The following is an 18,745-nucleotide window of genomic DNA, read 5'->3' as shown; positions in this document are numbered from 1 at the left end:
CTTTTTGAAAAACGCCGACTTTTGTGAAAACGCCCCTTTTTCTTGTCATATATCCCCTGTCATTGCGAGGGAGCAAAGCGACCAAAGCAATCCACTGCTTTTTCTGTCATTGCGAGCCTTGCGCCCGCTGCCCATCTCTGTCATCGCGAGCTTTGCGCTAGCAAAGCGTGGCAATCCATAACACAAAAAAACACAAAAGCGGATTCTAGGGACTGAAGCAAGGCTAAAAGCTAGAATCCACTTTTTGTATCGTTTGTGTTTGTGCCTTAGCGGTGGATTATCAAAAGTGGATTCTAGTGTAAAAGTGGATTCTAGGAGCGAAGTCCCTTTTGGAAAAACACGATTCTAAGGATTACTAAAGAAACCTGCTGCGGCTTCGCCTTGCACCGCTTCGCTTGTTTTCTAAAGAAGCTGCGCTTTGTGGTGGGGCTGTGGTTGTTTTACGCTATTTTTAGGGCAGAGCAAGACTAGAGGTCTGCGGTTGTCCTAAAAATAGCGTAATCAATCGCATTGCTCACCCAAGACTGAATCGCACCCCCTAGAATCCACTTTTACTTCTTGCTCTCTTTTAGCTCTTTGGCTAAAAATTTTGCCGTGTAGCTGCGTGATTTTGGCGCAGCTTTGACAATGCTTGGGACATCGCCTGCTAGGATCACTTCTCCGCCCCTATCGCCGCCTTCAGGTCCCATATCGATGATATAATCCGCGTTTTTTATCAAATCCAAATTATGCTCGACTACAATCACGCTATTGCCCAGCTCTACGAGATGATGCAGCACTTTTGTGAGCCGATCCACATCGCCAAAATGCAGCCCGGTAGTTGGCTCATCTAGCACATAGAGCGTGCGTCCAGTGTCTTTGCGACTTAGCTCTTTAGCAAGCTTGATCCGCTGCGCCTCGCCGCCGCTTAGTGTCGTGGCATTCTGCCCTAGGGTGATATAGCCTAGCCCCACATCTTGCAAGGTCTTTAGCTTTTGGTGGATTCTAGGGATCTTGGCGAAAAACTCGCACGCGCTATCCACACTCATTGCTAGCACATCGGCTATGGACTTGCCTTTGTATTTGACTTGCAGGGTTTGGGCGTTGTATTTGCTGCCTTGGCAGAGATCGCACTTGACTAGCACATCTGGCAAGAAGTGCATTTCTATGGTGATTTCCCCTTCTCCTTGGCATTTTTCACACCGCCCTCCTCGCACATTGAAGCTAAAGCGCGATACCCCAAAGCCTAGGATTTTTGCCTCTTTTGTCTGGGCAAAAATCGCACGGATCTCGTCCATCGTGCCTGTGTAGGTGGCTGGATTGCTCCTTGGGGTGCGACCTATGGGGCTTTGATCTAGATAAATCACTTTATCCAAATGCTCTAGCCCTACAATCTCCACGCCATCGCATTTTTTGATTTTTCTCGCATTATTTAACATCTCTTGGGCTACAGGAAGCAGGGTTTGCAAGATCAAAGAGCTCTTCCCACTGCCGCTCACACCTGTAACACATACGAAGTTTTGCAGTGGGATTTTGGTGCTAAGGTTTTTGATATTGTTAATGGAGACATTGTTGATAGAGAGCCACTGCTCTTTTTTGCGATTAGTTTGATAGGAGATGTCGCGCTTGCGGTTGATAAACTCGGCGGTAAGCGTGCTAGACTCTAGCATACCGGCTAAATCCCCGCTATAAATCACCTCCCCGCCTAAAGCCCCAGCCCCCGGACCAATATCGACGATAAAATCCGCGTGCAAAATCGTCTCTCTATCGTGCTCTACAACGATGACAGAATTGCCCTTTTCTTGCAAGTTGCGCAGTGTTTTAATCAGCTTTAGCGTATCGCGCTCGTGTAGTCCTATGCTTGGCTCATCTAGCACATACAGCACGCCTGTAAGTCCGCTTCCTATCTGGCTGGCTATGCGTATGCGCTGGCTTTCCCCTCCGCTTATCGTGCGTGCATCGCGGCGCAAGGTAAGATAGCCTAGCCCCACATCGACTAAGAAAAACAGCCGCTCTATAATCTCGCGCAAAATCGGCGCGGCAATGAAGCTCTGCTGCTTGCTTAAATAGGCGAAGTTTTTTTCATTGGCAAAAAATGCGTATGCCTCTTCAATGGGCATAGTGATCACATCGCCTATGCCTTTATCTGCGACTTTCACGCTAAGAGACTCGCGCTTTAGGCGGTTTGCCCCGCACGCATCACAGGGCTTTTCACTCATATAGTCGTGTAAATCTCGCTCATCTTTAAACATATCATACGCGATTTGCAAAATCCCTTTCCACGGGCGTTTTAGCGTGCTATTACGCCAAATAATCTCCACTTCTTCGCTACCGCCATAGAGCAGGGTGTTTTGCTTGGTTTTATCTAGCTCATCAAAGCTTTTTGTGCTATCTATGCCATATTGCTTGCAAAATGCCTTAAATAGCTCGGCATAGTAGTTGCGATTAAAGCCAAAGATGACCTTTATCCCACCATCATTGAGCGGCAAAGAAGTGTTTAAGATCTTTTTCAAATCAATGCTATATTTACTCCCTAGCCCCGAGCAGCTCTCACACGCCCCCTTAGGCGAGTTGAAAGAAAAGCTCAAAGGCTCAAGCGGCTCAAAGCTCACCTTACAATCAAAGCAAGCAAAATGCTCGGAATAGTGGATTAAGTGATGCTTATCATCAAGGGTGTATTCTATCTCCACCTCGCCAAAGGACTCTTGCAGGGCTTTCTCCACGGCTTGGGCTATGCGCGGGGCGTTTTCTTGGGAGTTTTGGGCTCTATCGATGATGATTTTTATACTATGCTTTTTGGTCTTAGCAAGGGTGATCTCCTCATCAAGTCGCACCATCACGCCATCGATATACGCACGCACAAAGCCCTTTTGCCGCAATTCTTGAATCTTATCTGCAAAGCTGCCCTTCTTCTCTCGCACGATTGGGGCTAAAATCAGCATTTTAGCCTCGCTTGGCAGGGCTAGGACTTGGGCGATAATATCGCTAGAAGTCATAGAGGATATAGGCTTATCGCACAAATGGCAGTGCTGCGTGCCCACTCGCGCATAGAGCAAGCGCAGATAGTCATAAATCTCTGTGATCGTGCCAACAGTGGAGCGAGGGTTTTTGCTCGTGGTTTTTTGATCAATTGCAATAGCTGGCGTTAGCCCGTTAATCTTATCCACACTAGGCTTGCCCACGCGGTCCAAAAACTGCCTAGCATAGCTGGATAGCGACTCGATATACCGCCGCTGCCCTTCAGCATAGAGCGTATCAAAGGCAAGAGTGCTTTTGCCGCTGCCGCTAAGCCCGGTAAAGACTACAAGCTTATTTTTGGGGATTTTTAGGTGGATATTTTTGAGATTATGCTCTCGTGCGCCGATGATTTCTATGTAATCTTGCATAGTATTCTCTACAAAAGTGGATTCTAGGCTACTAGATAATCTTTGGCACGATGAAAAACCCATCTAGAGCTTTAGGGGCATTTTCTAGCACATTTAAAGCGACATTAGAATCTTTAGGCACATCATCGCGCAAGGGGGTCTTGGCATTGGTGCTTAAAGCTATATCATCAGTATTGATACTTGAGAGATTATCGATAAAGCTCAAAATCTCATTAAGATTGCTCGCCACCTCTGCGGCTTCTTCTTGGCTTAAATCAATCATCGCAAGCTTCTGCAACTTCCCTAAAAGCAACTCATCAATCATCATCACACACTCCTTATAATAAACGCCCATTCAGCTAAAATAGGCTAGAATCCAAAATCGCGATTATAGCAAAGTCTATGACAATCTCTATCACAAATTGCAAGCTAACATAATGGATTCTAGGAGTGTTGATGCTAGATTTTAGCCTATATCTTGGAGCGCAGTGGGAGTGGGTGCTGCTTGTGCTATGTGTGGCATTTTTCATCTCTGGCTTTGTGGATTCTATCGCTGGGGGTGGGGGCTTCATCTCCACGCCTAGCTTGCTTCTAGCAGGGATCCCACCTCATCTAGCACTTGGGACAAATAAATTTATCGTAGTCTTTGGCACAGCGATTGCAAGCTGGAATTTCATCACACACAAGAAAGTTTTATGGCGTATCGTGCTAGTGGGTATTGTCTTTTCCACTCTTGGCGCGTATATCGGCTCAAAAGTCGTGCTACTCACAAGCGACAACACGCTTAAAAACATCATTTTGCTTCTGCTCCCCCTAGCCGCACTGCTCGCGCTTATGCCTAAAAGGTTTCATCAAGGTAGAATCCACTTTTGCTCAAAAGACATTTTTCTCATCACGCCACTTTTATCACTTGGCATAGGCTTTTATGATGGCTACTTTGGTCCGGGGACGGGGAGCTTTCTCATACTGGGATTTTACGCGATATTGCGTATGGATCTGCTCTATGCAAGCGGCTGCGCGAAGCTTATCAACCTAGGCTCTGGGCTTGGCAGCTTAATCGCCTTTATCCTAGGAGGCAGTGTGATCTACCTGCTCGCTCTTCCGCTTATCGCGTGTAATATGCTTGGTGGCTATCTAGGCTCAAAGCTCGCATTACAAAAAGGTGCAAAACTCGTGCGGCTTATGGTAGTGGTGGTCTTTGTGCTGATGTCTATCTCACTACTTGTGCAGTATAGATTCTAGTGTGCTACAATACACACTCACTTTTAGCACTAGAATCCACTTTTAGAATCTAAGGTTATGAAATGGCGCAGCAAACACAGTCTCACACAAAAGCTTGGGACAGACGCTCTTGGCGTAGCTTTCCCATTAAGCAAGTGCCTATCTATAAAGACACTGCCGCACTAGAATCCACTGAAAAAGAGCTAGCATCCTACCCGCCGCTAGTCTTTGCCGGAGAAGCAAGAATGCTCAAAGCCCGCTTCGCCCAAGCCCAGCAAGGCAAGGCATTTTTGCTGCAAGGGGGCGATTGCGCGGAGAGCTTCTCGCAGTTTAGTGGCTCTGGGATACGCGATTTGTTTAAGCTCATTATCCAAATGGGCGCGATTTTGACATTTGCAGGGAGCTGCCCTATCATCAAAGTCGGTCGTATGGCAGGGCAGTTTGCCAAGCCTAGAAGCGCGGATTTTGAAGAGGTTAATGGCGAGAGTCTGCCAAGCTACCGCGGCGATATTATCAATGCCCTAGCCTTTGATGATAATGCCAGAGAGCCAAGCCCACAAAGAATGCTACAAGCCTATCACCAAAGCTCTGCCACACTCAATCTCCTGCGCGCTTTTGCTAGCGGTGGGCTAGCAGATCTTAATGAAGTGCATCGCTGGAATCTCGACTTTGTCAAGTCTAATCCGCTAGGGCAGAAATATGAAGAGCTAGCAGAGTCCATAACCCAAGCCCTAGGCTTTATGAATGCTTGCGGGATCAACTCTAGCAACACCCCCACACTGAAAACCACAGAGTTCTACACAAGCCACGAAGCCCTGCTACTAAACTACGAAGAACAGCTTGTGCGGCAAGATAGTCTAAGCGGCAAATGGTATGACTGCAGCGCACATATGCTATGGATAGGTGAGCGCACGCGCGATCTTCACGGAGCGCATTTGGAGTTTTTGCGTGGCGTGGAGAACCCTGTGGGCGTAAAAATCGGTCCCAATGCGACAAAAGATGAGATCCTAGGGATCTGTGATATTCTAAACCCACGCAATGAGCAAGGCAGACTCAATCTCATCGTGCGTATGGGAGCAGATTTGATAGAAAAAAACTTCCCCAAGCTTTTGGAGAGTGTGCATAGAGAAGGGCGCGCGATTTTGTGGAGCTGCGATCCAATGCACGGCAACACAATCAAAGCTAGCAATGGCTACAAAACACGCGCGTTTGATAAAATCCTAAGCGAGGTTAAAAGCTTTTTTGCTATCCATAAGGCTTGTGGCAGTATCGCAGGCGGAATCCACCTAGAAATGACCGGCGCAGATGTTACAGAATGCGTAGGTGGCTCACAAGCTATCACTGAAGCAAATCTAGCGACTTGCTACTCTACACAATGTGATCCTAGACTCAATGCCACGCAGGCAATCGAGCTTGCATTTTTGGTCGCCGAGATCCTAAAAGAGCGCAATGTCGATAGTGGCTCATTTATTGCTTAAAACTTTGCGCTAAATGAACGATTTGACAAATCCACCCCTAGAATCTAAGGAGATAGAATGAAGCTCTCTAACTTATCACTTATCACATCACTTCTGCTAGGCTCTAGCACCCTTAGTGCGCTAGAGTTTGGACAAATGGGCAATATCTCTGCTGGGATTGGTGGAGCCGGGGTCGCGCTCAAAAACTCACAATGGGCTTTGTATTACAACCCAGCCCTCCTTGCGATGAACAAAAAATCCGGCTTTGCCTATAGCTTTGGGCTAGGCTATAAAGAGACCAATCTCTCGCGTGCCGCTTCTATTGATGTAGAAAATCTCCAAAATATGCCAAACAAGCTAGCAGATCTCTTTAGCGGCGCAGTAACGATACAAGCAGGGACAGGATTCCGTGCAGCAGGAGCGAAGAAGTTTGACCCGGGCAATCTAGGGATTTTTGGCGAAGTGCTAGAGGGTATGGGTATGAAAGATGAAAACACGATGAATAAATACCTCGAAGATGTCGCCAATAAAAATGGTATAACCATTACACCCGGAAGCGGACAAACCACCGAGCAGATTCTACAAGAGCTACAAAAGCACCCAGAAGCCCTTGAGGACATTAAGCACGACTTGCAAGAATCCATTAAAGACACTGCGCAAAAGCACCCTGATCAATCCGGCTCTTTGGGGCTGCTAGAAGGGCTTGTCGATGGGCTTACGCCAGAGAATATCGGCGGGCTTTTGGACTCTGCGCAAAAGGGGGATATGAGTTTAGATTCTCTCTTGCAAAATATGGGCGGCTTCACACTTATGACAAGCAATGACCCTTCACTTAATCGCTTTGTCAAAGATATGACCACGCTTAATGAAATGATCAATAAAAATGACTTTTCTCTAAGCACACAAAATGGCGTAGTGATCAACATCGGCTCCAAAAAATCGCGTGGGACGATAAGTTTTGGGCTTATGCCTAGTGCGTATATGAGTGCTACCGCTAGAATCGACCCTACGCATAATCAAATCATTATCCAAAACGGAAGCAGTGAGCTTAAAGTCGAATTTGGCGATGGCAATATCATCTTGGGCACGGCAAATAAAGGAGACTTTGATAAATCTTCTGTCCTAAGTGCTCAGGCAAAACACCAGCTAAGTGCTGGAAGTGTGGGGATCGTAGAAGTGCCTTTAGGCTATGGGCATTTGTTTGAAACACCGCTTGGCGATATTGCCGTGGGCTTAGCAGCGAAATATATCTTTGGGACAGGGTATTTGTATCATAAAGAAGGGGACTTTAATAGCATTAGCCAAAATATCACGCCAACTTTTGATGGGATCGCACAGACCCACACCTTTGGGATTGATGCGGGGCTAGCATACGCCCCTCGATTTGCCAAAAATCTTACTCTAGGCTTTGTGGCAAAAAATCTCAATATGCCAAAAATTAAAACCGATGTGAAAAGCGGTGCGATGACAAAGCTCAACACCCAGCTACGCGCAGGGGTGAGCTATGGCTGGCTTAATGACAAAATCGTGCTAGCAGGGGATATTGACCTAATGCCTAATGACACTATTTCACTCGCGCGCCCTAAATCGCAAATGGCAGGCGGCGGGGTGCTAATTGATCTTAAATATTTTGATTTGCGCCTTGGAGCGATGTATGACTTCCGCAACAATAGCGATGAAGGTATGATTTTAACCGGTGGGATCAATCTGCTTGGATTCTTAGATATAGCCGTGCAGAGCAACCTCCACCTAAGCCAAGAGATCGCTGGCTCTGGGATTTCTGTGCCTAGCTACTTGCTTGTGAAAGTCGGTGGGGGCTTTAGCTGGTAGAATCCACTAGAATCCACTTTTGACAAAGTGTTAAGTTTCTTCCACATTGTGGAAGATTCTACACATTTTTATACACTAAAGCGTTGTCCCACCTTGTGAAATATGCTAAAGTTTGGGACATTTTCAAATCATTAAGGAGGTAAGTATGTGGAATCAAATCTATGACCCACTAGGAAATCCTTGGCTAAGTGCGCTTGTCGCGCTTATACCTATCGCTGTATTTTTCATCTCACTGCTTGTGCTAAAGCTTAAAGGGCAGTGGGCTGGACTCTTAACCGTGCTAAGTGCGATTATCATCGCAGTCTTTGTCTATGAAATGCCTATGGATAAGGCTCTATGGAGCTTCGGCTATGGAGCGTTTTATGGGTTGTGGCCCATTGCGTGGATCATTATTGCTGCCATTTTTCTCTACAAGCTCACGGTGAAATCTGGGTATTTTGATATTTTGCGAGAATCTATCATCGCTATCACGCCAGATCAAAGAATCCAAGTGATTTTGATAGGATTTTGCTTTGGCGCGTTTTTGGAAGGGGCGATTGGCTTTGGCGGACCTGTGGCAATTACCGCTGCCCTGCTTGTGGGACTTGGGCTTCGCCCGCTCTATGCCGCGGGGCTATGCCTTATAGCCAACACTGCGCCTGTGGCATTTGGTGCCGTGGGTGTGCCGATCACTGCGATGGCTGGGGCAGTCAATGTGCCTGCTATTGAGATTTCTGCGATGGCTGGGCATATGCTCCCACCGCTCTCACTTTTTGTGCCATTTTTCTTAGTATTTTTGATGAATGGCTTTAAGGGTGTGAAAGAGACTTGGCCCGTAGCTTTGGTGGCTGGGGGAAGCTTTGCTATCGTGCAGTATTTGACAGCGGTGCATAGCGGACCAGAGTTGCCAGATATTGCTTCAGCAGTTGTCTCTATCATCTGCGTGGCGGTGTTTTTGCGATTCTGGCAGCCTAAAAATATCTTCAAATTTGATGAATCCGTGGGCAGTAGCTCTACGCTAGAGGTGAAAAAACACAGCACCACAGACATCGTGCTTGCGTGGCTGCCATTTGTGCTACTTATTGGCGTGATTTTGATCTGGACAGCTGGGTGGTTTAAAGACTTATTTGTCGGTGCAGGAGGCAAGCTCTCCACAGGTGAAATCGCACAAGAAGCTGGAATCCTAGCTGCTAGCGTGCTGAAATTTGACTTCGCAAGTCTAAAAGAAGTGATCCAAGTTGAGCCAGCTGTCAAAGAAGCAAAGGCGGTGAAATCACTCTTTGAGCTTCCTATCATCAACGCCACGGGGACATCGATCCTAATCGTAGCTCTTATCACTATCCCGCTTTTGCGCATTAAACTTAGCACAGCGGTGGCGACCTTTGGTGAAACGCTTAATGAAATGAAATGGGCGATTTTCACTATCGCTTTGGTCGTGGGCTTTGCGTTTGTATCTAATTACAGCGGGATCTCTGCTACACTTGCCCTAGCTCTCGCGCAAACAGGCAATGCTTTCGCATTCTTCTCGCCTATTGTTGGCTGGATAGGGGTCTTCCTAACAGGAAGCGATACAAGCTCTAACCTACTCTTTGGCACATTGCAGCAGCTAACCGCCCAGCAGCTTGGTATCAGCGAAGTCCTATTCCTTGCAGCAAACTCTGTGGGCGGCGTTGTAGGGAAAATGATAAGCCCACAAAGTATCGCTATCGCTTGTGCGGCAGTGGGGCTAGCTGGGAAAGAATCCGAGCTCTTCCGCTTCACGGTGAAATACTCCATTTTACTTGTGATTGGTATTGGGCTTTTCACTTACGCTATTGCTTTTTATATGCAGTGGCTTATCCCATAAAGGTGGATAATGGCAATCATCGGCAAGCTTAGTGATATGTGCGCGATGTTTGCCGCCAAGGATCTGCAAGGTATCTACGCATATTTACTTGCAGCAAGCAAAGAGGGAAGTTGTGAGTTTGATCGTATCCTTGCTACCACAGGTGAGCATAAAGTTGATTTAGATTCTGGAGCATTTGCGATCGAGCAATCCTACTGCCTAAAACACTCTTCCCAAGCATTTTACGAGACACATAAACGCTATGTCGATGTGCAGCTAGTCATCAAAGGCGAAGAGATATTTTCCATAGCTGTGGCTAGTGATTGTGTGATAAAAGACCCCTACAATGCAGAAAAAGATCTTATTACCTACCACCCACCAAAGCACAGCTCAACCCTTCATCTTAGTGCTGGAATGTTTGCAGTGTTTTTCCCTTATGATGTGCATTCTGGTGGGCTTGGAGCAGAATCCATAGGGGCAAAATCTGTCTATAAAAGCGTGGTAAAAGTCCCCATTGATCTACTAGATCCTAGGCTGTAATTAGCGTGCGATTGTGGTTTTGTATTTGTCTGTTGTGTGTCAATGCAATAGCTACGCAGCCCTCCACAGAATCCACTTTTAGCCAGTGTGCTTATAAGCAGATCTTGCCATCTTGCCTAGAAGGATTCTATCAAGTGCCTGATTTTCTTAACTTTAGAGGAGGGTATGTGTATGTATTTGCTCACAATGGCAAGCTATTTGCCTATGGCGTAAAAAATCTCGACAACAGCCCAGCTAAACACGATGTGTATAACCCAGATAAGACTTTGCGACAACGGCTTGATAAAGAAGTGATTTTTCTGCAAGATCTCGCCATAGATGGCACAGATCTCCACAGCGGCACTTCATATAATTTCCAAAATGGTTCGACCTACTACACAAAAGGCAGGATCCTGCCAAATGGTGATTTACACTTGGATTTTGCCCTAGATAGCTACCATATCCTTGGCAAAAGCTTTGTATGGAAGCGACTTAGTAGTGCGCAAGTCAAACAGCAAGAGCTACACACAATCAGCACGCAACAAGCCCTAGAAACGCTAATTTACAACAAATAGCTCAATCATTATTAGCGCGAATTTGCTCAAGCAATGTCTCATATACTAAAGGCAGCTCTCTAAATCCATCAATATCCATAAAATGCCCGCCCTGATCTCTAGCGATGAAGTCCGCGCTAATTAGCTCTGCTAGATTCTCACTCAAGCTAAAAGGCACAATCACATCATCACGCGCACTAATCACAACTCTATGCCGCACGATTTGCTTGATTTTCTCGCTCTGCAAAGGGGATTCTACAAATGATGAAAGTTCTGGTAAAGTCGGCAGCTCTTCACAAAATCCAGAGACAAGCACCACGCCACCAACACGCACACTAGAATCCAAACTCTCAATAAAGCGCAAAGTAGCTATACAGCCCAAACTATGAGCGACAAAATAAACACGCTCATCAAGCTCCCCATCACCACACACCTGCGCGGAAATAGCCCGTGTCCATTCGCTAGGATTTGGATTTTCTGGAGTAGGTAGGCATAGCACCTTAGCATAAATATCACGCCCAACAAGCTCTCCAACTAGCCATTGGAACCAATTCTTATTGGGATTCGAGTCAAAGCCGTGGATAATGTAGATTCTAGTCCCCACGCTATGCCCGCTGGTAAAAGTAGTGGATAAGTTATGGTCGGCGAGGATTAGCTTCATTGACACGAAGTTTTCTGCCCATAAACTCCGTGTTATCAAGCGCACTAATAGCCTTTAGAGCTTCTTCATCTTCCATTTCTACAAAGCCAAAGCCCTTTGCCCTACCGGTCTCTCTATCATTGATAAGCTTCACAGAGCTTACAGCACCAAATTGCCCAAATAGTTCGATCATCTGCTCATTTGTCGTAGAGTAAGGGAGATTGCCGACATAGATACTTTTCATTTTATCTCCAGAAAGTAGATTCTCTAACTGCAATGATGGCTTACAAACTCTCACAAGAATCCAGAAAAGACCACTCAAATGTAAATTAGAAGTGCGCGTATGGTATGCTTTTTGTGCTTAAAGTTTAGTAAAAGACCTTAAACATTCTCATTCATTGCGCAAAACGCTAAGCGCATCAATTTGGGCTGCCTTTTTGGCTGGATAATACGATGAAAAGCACACAATACACACCGCCCCCACCAAAGTCGCGCAAAAATCAAACACACTCACATCTAGAGGAAGTTTGCTGACCCCATAAACATCTGCTGGCAGCGTGATAATGGGAAAAGTATCTAGCACAAAAAGCACCACGCCACTTAGCATCACGCCAAACACAATCCCACCAAGCCCGATAGTTATCCCAAGCAAAAAAAAGCTTTTGCGCACTTCAGCAGCACTAGCCCCTAGGCTTAAAAGCAAGGCGATTTCTTTCCTACGATTCATCACCACCATAAGCAACGAGCTAATGATATTTAAACTTGCCATAAGGATAATAAGCATAAGCACGATAAATAAAACATTTTTCTCCAAATCCATCGCGGCAAACAAATTGCTATTACGCTCCCACCATCCCTCTATACCAATGTGATAAAGCTCTCTTTGCTCCAAATACTCGCGCAGTTTTGGCTTATCTTGCATAGGTGTTTTAGAGTAAATATGCACACCATCATATAAGCCTTGTGGGAGCTTTTTAATAGCGGCAAGAGCAGAGAGATTGGCATACATATAGGCAGAATCATACCCGCTAATCCCAGAGCTAAACACACCTGCTACACTAAATCGCTTCATAGTAGGGCTAAGGATAAGCCCCGCTGGCTCAAGATTTGTGAAAAAAAGCGTGATTTTATCCCCTGATGATAGCAAATGCGCATCGCTTATAGATTTGCCAATGATAAGCGAAAATTTATCTTTTGCAAACTCCTGTCTAGATTCTAGTGGCAACGCCACATCAAACACTGGATTTATCCTAGCTTCTTTGTCTGGATACACGCCAAAAAGCACCGCTGCCTCCATCGAGCCATTGACCCTAGCAACTGCTTGAGTGTAAAGATAGGGGCTAAAGTGTAGCGCAGGAAACTGCTGTTCAAGCTCTTGCACCAGCTCTTGCGAAATGCCCTGCTGCTTTAGTGAAAATATCGTAAGCGGATAGCTCATCACAAAGAGTCGCTTCTCAAACTCCTTGCTCATACCATTCATAATCGCCATAGCCACAATTAGCACCATCACGCCAACCCCAATGCCCAAAAACGCCAAAATCGCTGTGATAGAGATAAAGGGCTGGCTTTTATCAAAACGCAAAAATTTCTTATGCAGAAATTTGACAATGGATAGCGTGGGAGCGTGGGTAGGGGTTTTGGAGGTAGTTTGGGTAATGTGTGGGGCTTGGGCGGTTTGGGCAGCAGCACGGCTTGTATCAGCAGGGCTAGCAGCAGTATTGGTGGGATTCAAAAGTGGATTCTGGTTAGAAGTGTCCATTATCGCGCTAGCATTCCCTTTTTTGGTCCGCTTTTGCCGTGGCAGAGCTTGTATTTTTTCCCACTGCCACAAGGGCAAGGATCATTGCGTGCGATCTTTTTTGCTCCAAAGCCTCCTCCAAATTCTCCCCCCAAATTCTCTTGGGTCAAATTCTGCTCAATGGCTTGATTATTGTAGTGTAGCTCATCGCTTGTTTGGGCTAGATCGCTTAAAACCTCTTGTGTTTGAGCTTTTGTGGATTCTGGCTCTTTGATTTGGATAATGTGCAGAGTCTTTATCGCTTGGGTCTTCACCTGATCAATAAACTCCATAAAAAGGCTGTAACTCTCCTTTTTATACTCCACAAGCGGATCTTTTTGGTTATAGCCTCGCAGAGAGATCCCTGTCTTTAGCGTATCCATTGAGTAGAGATGCTCACGCCAGAGTGTATCAAGCGTTTGCAGATAAATAATGCGCTCAATCTCATTGCGACTCTCTCCTGCTACCGCCATTTTCTCTTCATAATGCACTTGCAAAAGCGCATTAACCCTATCAAGCAAGCTACTTTCATCAATATCATCGCCTAGCTCTTGGCGTAGATTCTGGTAGCCAAACTCTTCTTGTAGAATCTGCTCAAGTGCTTGTAAAGTCGCTTGCATATCGCCTTGGGCGTTGATCTGGGCTTGATCTAGACACTCTTGCAAGGCACTTAAGCGATTTTGCTCCACTCGTTCGCTCATATCAAAGCTAGAATCCAGCAATTCATCGCGGAATTTATAGACACTTTTGCGCTGCTCATTAGCGACATCATCGTATTCTAGTAAGTGCTTGCGGGATTCAAAATGCAGATTCTCGACCTTTTTTTGTGCATTTTGCACAGAGCGAGTAACAAGTCCAGATTCTATATGCTCGCCTTCTTTTAGCCCAAGTCGCTCCATAATGCCTTTAAGCTTATCGCTACCAAAAATCCTTAGCAAGCCATCTTCTAAGCTTAAGTAGAATTGACTCACCCCCGGATCGCCCTGCCGCCCCGATCGCCCGCGCAGCTGATTATCGATCCGCCTGCTCTCGTGCCGCTCTGTGCCGATGATATAAAGCCCCCCAAGATCGCGCACTTCATCATCAATCTTAATATCCACGCCTCGCCCTGCCATATTTGTCGCGATAGTAACTGACCCCTTAAGCCCTGCATCTTTGATGATTTCAGACTCCTTTGTATGCTGCTTGGCATTTAGCACGGTGTGGGGGATTTTGGCTTGCTTTAGGAGATTGTGCAAAAGCTCGCTTTTTTCAATGCTTGCTGTGCCCACAAGCACAGGCTGCCCCTTGGCATAAAGCTCTGTGATTTTAGCAAGCACGGCATTAAACTTCTCGCGCTCGCTTTTGTAGATTAGATCGTTGAGATCTTTGCGCTGCACGGGGAGATTTGTGGGGATTGAGACAACTTCGAGATTGTAGATTTGTAGAAATTCGCTTGCTTCTGTCTGGGCTGTGCCTGTCATACCAGAGAGCTTGCTATACAAGCGGAAGTAATTTTGGAAAGTAATATCTGCTAGCGTTTGGCTCTCTTCTTTAATGGCGACTTTTTCTTTCGCCTCTAGGGCTTGGTGCAGCCCCTCGCTAAATCGCCTGCCTTGCGATAATCTCCCCGTAAATTCATCGACAATCACCACTTCGCCTTCTTGGATCACATAATCTTGATCTTTGAAAAAGAGAAAATTCGCTTTCAAGGCTTGATCTAGGTGGTGTGATAAGCTGGCATTTTCTATGCTGTATAGATTCTCGATTTTGAAGAGCTTTTCCGCCTTTTTAATGCCATCTTCTGTGATTAAAATCACGCGATTTTTTTCATCGATTGTAAAATCTTCTTCAACTTTCATCTGCTTTGCCACAGAATCCGCCGTGGTGTAATGCTCCATTTTGCGATTAACCGGACCAGAGATGATAAGTGGTGTCCTTGCCTCATCGATTAAGATAGAATCCACCTCATCGACAATCGCGTAAGAGTGGGATTTCTGCACCTTTTGGGCAAGATCGTATTTCATATTATCGCGCAGATAGTCAAAGCCAAATTCATTATTCGTGCCATAGACTATATCGCACGCATACATCGCTAGCCGCTCCTCTTCGCTAACGCTAGCTGTGATTACCCCCACGCTATATCCTAAAAACTCATACAACGGACGCATTTCGTTCGCATCGCGATTGGCTAGATAGTCATTGACCGTTACGATATGCACGCTCTGTCCCATTAGCGCATTAAGCGCGCTTGCAAGCGTGGCGACAAGGGTTTTCCCCTCGCCTGTTTTCATCTCGGCAATGCGCCCATCGTGCAACGCCATAGCACCGATAAGCTGCACATCAAAATGCCGCATATTAAGCGTGCGCTTGGCTGCTTCTCTGGTGATAGCAAAGCTCTCATTTAGCACAGATTCTAGGCTTTCTCCATTGTCTTGCACGCGCGTTTTTAACGCGCTAAATCGCTCTTGCAGCTCTACATCGCTTAATGTCTCAAAAGTGGATTCTAGGGCATTGATAGCATTTACACGCTTTTGATAAGCGCGGATAAGCTTGTCGTTTCTACTGCCAAAAATAGAGCTAAACATCGTTTTTACCATTCATAAAGCCTTGTAAAAAAATGATTGAAATTATAATGCAACTTTGTAAAAATTCTTTAATCACGCACGCTTGGGGCTATTTGGGACTATGCCTTAAAGAGTGATTCTAGCGCATCAATTCCTACCTTTTGCTCTTTAGGCGTGGATTCTCCGCTATCTTGTGGCTTGTCTTTGATAAGCTCTACAAGCTCGATTTCAAATCCTGTAAGCATACACGCTAGACGGATATTTACACCATTTTTGCCAATCGCCTTACTTTTTTGATCGCTCATTATATGCACTTGGGCTTTTTTCTCTTCTTCGGTGTTGCTTAGGATTTTTACAGAGATGATTTGTGCTGGAGCTAGGGCTTTGCTGATAAAAATCTCTGGGATTTCTGCATACTCAATGCAATCGATATTCTCACCATTAAGCTTGCGGCTTACAGCATTGATCCTAACGCCCCTTGTCCCCACACTTGAGCCGATAGGGTCAATCCTTGGACTTGTGGAAAAAAGAGCGACCTTAGCACGATCGCCCGGGATCCTAGCGCACTTTTGGATAATCACTTCGCCATCTTTGATCTCTGGGACTTCTTGCTCTAGCAGGGCTTCAAGCATTTTGGGCGTGGTGCGTGATAGCTCGACATACAGCCCATCTTTTTGAAAGCGCACAAATTTTACAATACAGCTAATCGTGTCATTGACCTTAAATTTCTCACCCTTAATGCGGTTTTTTAGCGGCAAAACTGCGCGTATATCTTGGATCTCTACAAAGGTGTTTTCTTGCTCATCAATGGCAATGACTTGCCCACTTACAAGCTTGCCTAGCATTTCTTTAAAGCTTACAAAAAGCTGGTTTTCTATAGTGCGCTGGATATGGTATTCAAGATCGCTAAAAAGCATATTGACAGCATTTCTACTCATATTTTCTAGGCTTATTTCGTGGTGGATTTCATCATTTATGCTCACATCGCTCCCTGATTCTTCTTTCGCCTTTGAGAGTGCGATGAAATTATGCGGATCGCTTGTGATCCTCTCATCATCATCAGCACACACAAGCACAGAGTGGATCAGTCTAAAAGTGCGGTGCTTCTCATCTTCTTCTATGATGTAGTTTAGCTCTTCGCCAAATTGCTTTTTAGCGACTTTGATGATCGTGTCTTTGACCACTTGTGCGACGACTTTAGGCTCTAGCCCTTTCTCACAAGCAATAAGCTCGATAATATCTACAATCTTCTCCATAATGCTCCTTTAGGCTTAAGTCTTTCTTAGATTTGGCTAGGGATTGTCTTTAGTTAAGAGAGTCTTTGAAAGTGGTGGCATTATAGCAAATTTTTAAGCCAATTCTAGCTACAATGCCACAAATCTTTCTTGGAGTTTATGTTATGGAATTAAAACTTGCCCCTATGGATTTGGGAAATACCACCCCACAAACAATCAAAGTAGAAAGCCTACTAGAATCCACTTCTTCACTACAAGTGGTATATTTTGACAAGCAAAACACGCAAAAAGACCTACAAAAAGCAAAAAGCCTACTAGAATCCAAAGGCAAAATTGTCTATATGGGCGAAGTGCGCTATGGGCTTGATGCAAAAGATTTTATCTATGAATTTAGGATTCTATAAGCCATTATGAAGCTCTTTGTCCAGACACTTGGCTGCGCGATGAATGAGCGCGATAGCGAGCATATGATCGCCGAGCTAGAGCGCAAGGAGGGCTACACGCTCACCGATGATGCCACGCAAGCAGATCTTATCCTTATCAATACCTGCTCTGTGCGTGAAAAGCCAGAGCGCAGGCTTTTTTCAGAAATCGGTCAATACGCCCAGCAGAAGAAAAAGGGCGCGAAAATCGGCGTATGTGGCTGCACCGCAAGCCATATGGGTGCGGAAATTTTGAAAAAATCTTCCGCAGTAGATTTTGTCCTAGGCGCGCGCAACATCTCTAAAATCACGCAGATAATCCACAAACCAAAAGCCGTAGAAGTCGATCTTAGCTATGATGATAGTCTCTATGCCTTTGAAGGCGTGCGATCTAGTGGCGTGAAGGCTTTGCTAAATATCTCCATAGGCTGTGATAAATCCTGTGCTTACTGCATAGTCCCCCACACAAGGGGCAAGGAAATCTCTATCCCTCTTGATTTGATCCTTGCTGAAGCACGCAAGCTCGCACAAAATGGCATAAAAGAGCTGCTATTACTAGGGCAGAATGTCAATAACTATGGCGTGCGTTTTTCTAGTGCGCATAAGCCCATCAACTTCTCTGGGCTACTAGCGGAGTTAGCAGAGATTAAAGGGATAGAAAGGATCCGCTTTACCTCACCTCACCCACTACATATGGATGATGAGTTTCTCCAAGAGTTTGCCCACAATCCTAAAGTGTGCAAATCTATCCATATGCCCTTGCAAAGCGGCTCAAGCAGGATTCTCAAAGCTATGCGCAGAGGGTATAGCAAGGAGTGGTTTTTAGACCGCGTGCAAAGGCTTAAAGAGCTTGTGCCAGAAGTTACCATTAGCACAGATATTATCGTAGGCTTTGTAGATGAGAGTGAAGAAGACTTCGCCCATACGCTTGATGTGCTAGAGCAAGTGCGCTTTGATACACTTTATAGCTTTATCTACTCGCCGCGCCCACACACACTTGCCTACTCACTTAATCCAGCCAAGCATATCCCCAAAGACATTGCCCAAGCGAGACTAAGCACTTTGCAAGAGCGGCATAGAGAGATTTTACGCGAGAAAGCACAAGCAGAAATAGGCAAGCAATACATCGTGCTTGTGGAAAATACCTTACAAGATGAGCAAGGCTGCTTTAGCGAAGGGCGCAGTGATAGCAACAAGCTTATCCATATAGAAAATGTCGCGCTAGATCTAGGCACATTTGCCCGAGTGAAAATCACGCGCAATGAAGGTGGCTCGCTCTTTGGAGAGCTGGTATAAGCTCTGTTTAGCGTGGGCGTTGTTATGGGTATTGATAAAGCGATATTTTACTTAAAGGCGCGCAAGAAGTGCAGACACCATATTTTCGCATAGATACAAG

At 45.6% G+C, this 18,745-nt stretch carries 16 protein-coding genes; 9 read left to right on the top strand and 7 right to left on the bottom strand.

Annotation, left to right across the window (positions count from 1 at the left end):
• The first annotated feature begins 4 nt into the window (after nt 1–4).
• Nucleotides 5–181: a hypothetical protein gene (locus NYG90_RS01565; RefSeq protein ID WP_285264593.1), complete on the top strand. Its 177-nt coding sequence runs from the start codon at nt 5–7 to the stop codon at nt 179–181.
• Nucleotides 182–551: 370 nt separating this feature from the next.
• Here NYG90_RS01565 and uvrA read toward each other — a convergent pair whose 3' ends face one another.
• Nucleotides 552–3,365 (bottom strand): excinuclease ABC subunit UvrA, encoded by a 2,814-nt coding sequence (gene uvrA / locus NYG90_RS01560; protein WP_285256439.1) that lies wholly within the window; start codon nt 3,363–3,365, stop codon nt 552–554.
• Between the two features lie 31 nt (nt 3,366–3,396).
• Nucleotides 3,397–3,672, bottom strand: a complete 276-nt coding sequence (gene gatC, locus NYG90_RS01555) for an Asp-tRNA(Asn)/Glu-tRNA(Gln) amidotransferase subunit GatC (RefSeq protein WP_285256394.1) — start codon at nt 3,670–3,672, stop codon at nt 3,397–3,399.
• Nucleotides 3,673–3,800: 128 nt separating this feature from the next.
• On the opposite strand from gatC, the gene NYG90_RS01550 reads away from it, so the two are divergent.
• The 6 genes from NYG90_RS01550 (at nt 3,801) to NYG90_RS01525 (ending at nt 10,750) form a co-directional block, all read left to right on the top strand.
• Nucleotides 3,801–4,586, top strand: a complete 786-nt coding sequence (locus tag NYG90_RS01550) for a sulfite exporter TauE/SafE family protein (protein ID WP_285264592.1) — start codon at nt 3,801–3,803, stop codon at nt 4,584–4,586.
• A gap of 62 nt (nt 4,587–4,648) precedes the next feature.
• Entirely contained in the window at nt 4,649–6,043 is a 1,395-nt protein-coding gene (locus NYG90_RS01545; protein WP_285264591.1) for a class II 3-deoxy-7-phosphoheptulonate synthase, read from the top strand.
• A gap of 57 nt (nt 6,044–6,100) precedes the next feature.
• Nucleotides 6,101–7,852: a conjugal transfer protein TraF gene (gene traF / locus NYG90_RS01540; RefSeq protein WP_285256391.1), complete on the top strand. Its 1,752-nt coding sequence runs from the start codon at nt 6,101–6,103 to the stop codon at nt 7,850–7,852.
• A gap of 145 nt (nt 7,853–7,997) precedes the next feature.
• A complete protein-coding gene (locus NYG90_RS01535; RefSeq protein WP_285256390.1) occupies nt 7,998–9,677 on the top strand; it encodes a lactate permease LctP family transporter in 1,680 nt (559 codons plus the stop codon).
• Between the two features lie 9 nt (nt 9,678–9,686).
• The gene (locus NYG90_RS01530; protein WP_285256389.1) at nt 9,687–10,196 is read left to right on the top strand and encodes a NanQ anomerase/TabA/YiaL family protein; all 510 of its coding nucleotides are present in this window, start codon (nt 9,687–9,689) and stop codon (nt 10,194–10,196) included.
• A 134-nt stretch (nt 10,197–10,330) separates the two neighbouring features.
• Nucleotides 10,331–10,750 (top strand): DUF2147 domain-containing protein, encoded by a 420-nt coding sequence (locus NYG90_RS01525; RefSeq protein ID WP_181814164.1) that lies wholly within the window; start codon nt 10,331–10,333, stop codon nt 10,748–10,750.
• Between the two features lies 1 nt (nt 10,751).
• On the opposite strand, the gene NYG90_RS01520 is transcribed toward NYG90_RS01525, so the two are convergent.
• From NYG90_RS01520 to nusA, 5 genes are all read right to left on the bottom strand, one after another.
• A complete protein-coding gene (locus NYG90_RS01520; protein ID WP_285256388.1) occupies nt 10,752–11,390 on the bottom strand; it encodes an RBBP9/YdeN family alpha/beta hydrolase in 639 nt (212 codons plus the stop codon).
• Nucleotides 11,365–11,613 (bottom strand): RNA-binding regulator, encoded by a 249-nt coding sequence (gene rbp, locus NYG90_RS01515; RefSeq protein WP_023929323.1) that lies wholly within the window; start codon nt 11,611–11,613, stop codon nt 11,365–11,367. The genes NYG90_RS01520 and rbp overlap by 26 nt, the downstream gene beginning before the upstream one ends.
• Before the next feature lie 147 nt (nt 11,614–11,760).
• Nucleotides 11,761–13,128, bottom strand: coding sequence for an ABC transporter permease (locus NYG90_RS01510; protein WP_285256387.1), 1,368 nt, complete (start codon nt 13,126–13,128; stop codon nt 11,761–11,763).
• Nucleotides 13,128–15,725 carry a preprotein translocase subunit SecA gene (secA, locus tag NYG90_RS01505; protein WP_285256386.1) on the bottom strand — a complete coding sequence of 866 codons (2,598 nt, stop codon included), beginning with the start codon at nt 15,723–15,725 and terminating at the stop codon, nt 13,128–13,130. Before secA ends, NYG90_RS01510 begins: the two co-directional genes overlap by 1 nt.
• 86 nt (nt 15,726–15,811) lie before the next feature.
• Nucleotides 15,812–16,948, bottom strand: a complete 1,137-nt coding sequence (nusA, locus tag NYG90_RS01500) for a transcription termination factor NusA (protein ID WP_115011162.1) — start codon at nt 16,946–16,948, stop codon at nt 15,812–15,814.
• Between the two features lie 143 nt (nt 16,949–17,091).
• Here nusA and NYG90_RS01495 point away from each other — a divergent pair, with 143 nt between their 5' ends.
• Nucleotides 17,092–17,331: an HP0268 family nuclease gene (locus NYG90_RS01495; RefSeq protein WP_115011161.1), complete on the top strand. Its 240-nt coding sequence runs from the start codon at nt 17,092–17,094 to the stop codon at nt 17,329–17,331.
• A gap of 6 nt (nt 17,332–17,337) precedes the next feature.
• Nucleotides 17,338–18,645 (top strand): tRNA (N6-isopentenyl adenosine(37)-C2)-methylthiotransferase MiaB, encoded by a 1,308-nt coding sequence (miaB, locus tag NYG90_RS01490; protein ID WP_285256385.1) that lies wholly within the window; start codon nt 17,338–17,340, stop codon nt 18,643–18,645.
• Nucleotides 18,646–18,745: the final 100 nt, after the last annotated feature.

The sequence above is a fragment of the Helicobacter zhangjianzhongii genome (assembly GCF_030249855.1).
GTDB lineage: Bacteria > Campylobacterota > Campylobacteria > Campylobacterales > Helicobacteraceae > Helicobacter_B > Helicobacter_B zhangjianzhongii.
The sequence above is the reverse complement of the archived record's forward strand: the minus strand, read 5'-3'. Positions and strand labels throughout refer to the sequence as shown.

Excerpts from the sequence above, each read along its gene's own strand:
- NYG90_RS01520 (WP_285256388.1), bottom strand. The coding sequence starts at position 11,390 with ATGAAGCTAATCCTCGCCGACCATAACTTATCCACTACTTTTACCAGC.
- NYG90_RS01510 (WP_285256387.1), bottom strand. The coding sequence starts at position 13,128 with ATGGACACTTCTAACCAGAATCCACTTTTGAATCCCACCAATACTGCT.
- NYG90_RS01535 (WP_285256390.1), top strand. The coding sequence starts at position 7,998 with ATGTGGAATCAAATCTATGACCCACTAGGAAATCCTTGGCTAAGTGCG.
- uvrA (WP_285256439.1), bottom strand. The coding sequence starts at position 3,365 with ATGCAAGATTACATAGAAATCATCGGCGCACGAGAGCATAATCTCAAA.
- NYG90_RS01550 (WP_285264592.1), top strand. The coding sequence starts at position 3,801 with ATGCTAGATTTTAGCCTATATCTTGGAGCGCAGTGGGAGTGGGTGCTG.
- nusA (WP_115011162.1), bottom strand. The coding sequence starts at position 16,948 with ATGGAGAAGATTGTAGATATTATCGAGCTTATTGCTTGTGAGAAAGGG.
- NYG90_RS01530 (WP_285256389.1), top strand. The coding sequence starts at position 9,687 with ATGGCAATCATCGGCAAGCTTAGTGATATGTGCGCGATGTTTGCCGCC.
- secA (WP_285256386.1), bottom strand. The coding sequence starts at position 15,725 with ATGGTAAAAACGATGTTTAGCTCTATTTTTGGCAGTAGAAACGACAAG.
- NYG90_RS01545 (WP_285264591.1), top strand. The coding sequence starts at position 4,649 with ATGGCGCAGCAAACACAGTCTCACACAAAAGCTTGGGACAGACGCTCT.
- gatC (WP_285256394.1), bottom strand. The coding sequence starts at position 3,672 with ATGATGATTGATGAGTTGCTTTTAGGGAAGTTGCAGAAGCTTGCGATG.
- miaB (WP_285256385.1), top strand. The coding sequence starts at position 17,338 with ATGAAGCTCTTTGTCCAGACACTTGGCTGCGCGATGAATGAGCGCGAT.
- traF (WP_285256391.1), top strand. The coding sequence starts at position 6,101 with ATGAAGCTCTCTAACTTATCACTTATCACATCACTTCTGCTAGGCTCT.
- NYG90_RS01495 (WP_115011161.1), top strand. The coding sequence starts at position 17,092 with ATGGAATTAAAACTTGCCCCTATGGATTTGGGAAATACCACCCCACAA.
- rbp (WP_023929323.1), bottom strand. The coding sequence starts at position 11,613 with ATGAAAAGTATCTATGTCGGCAATCTCCCTTACTCTACGACAAATGAG.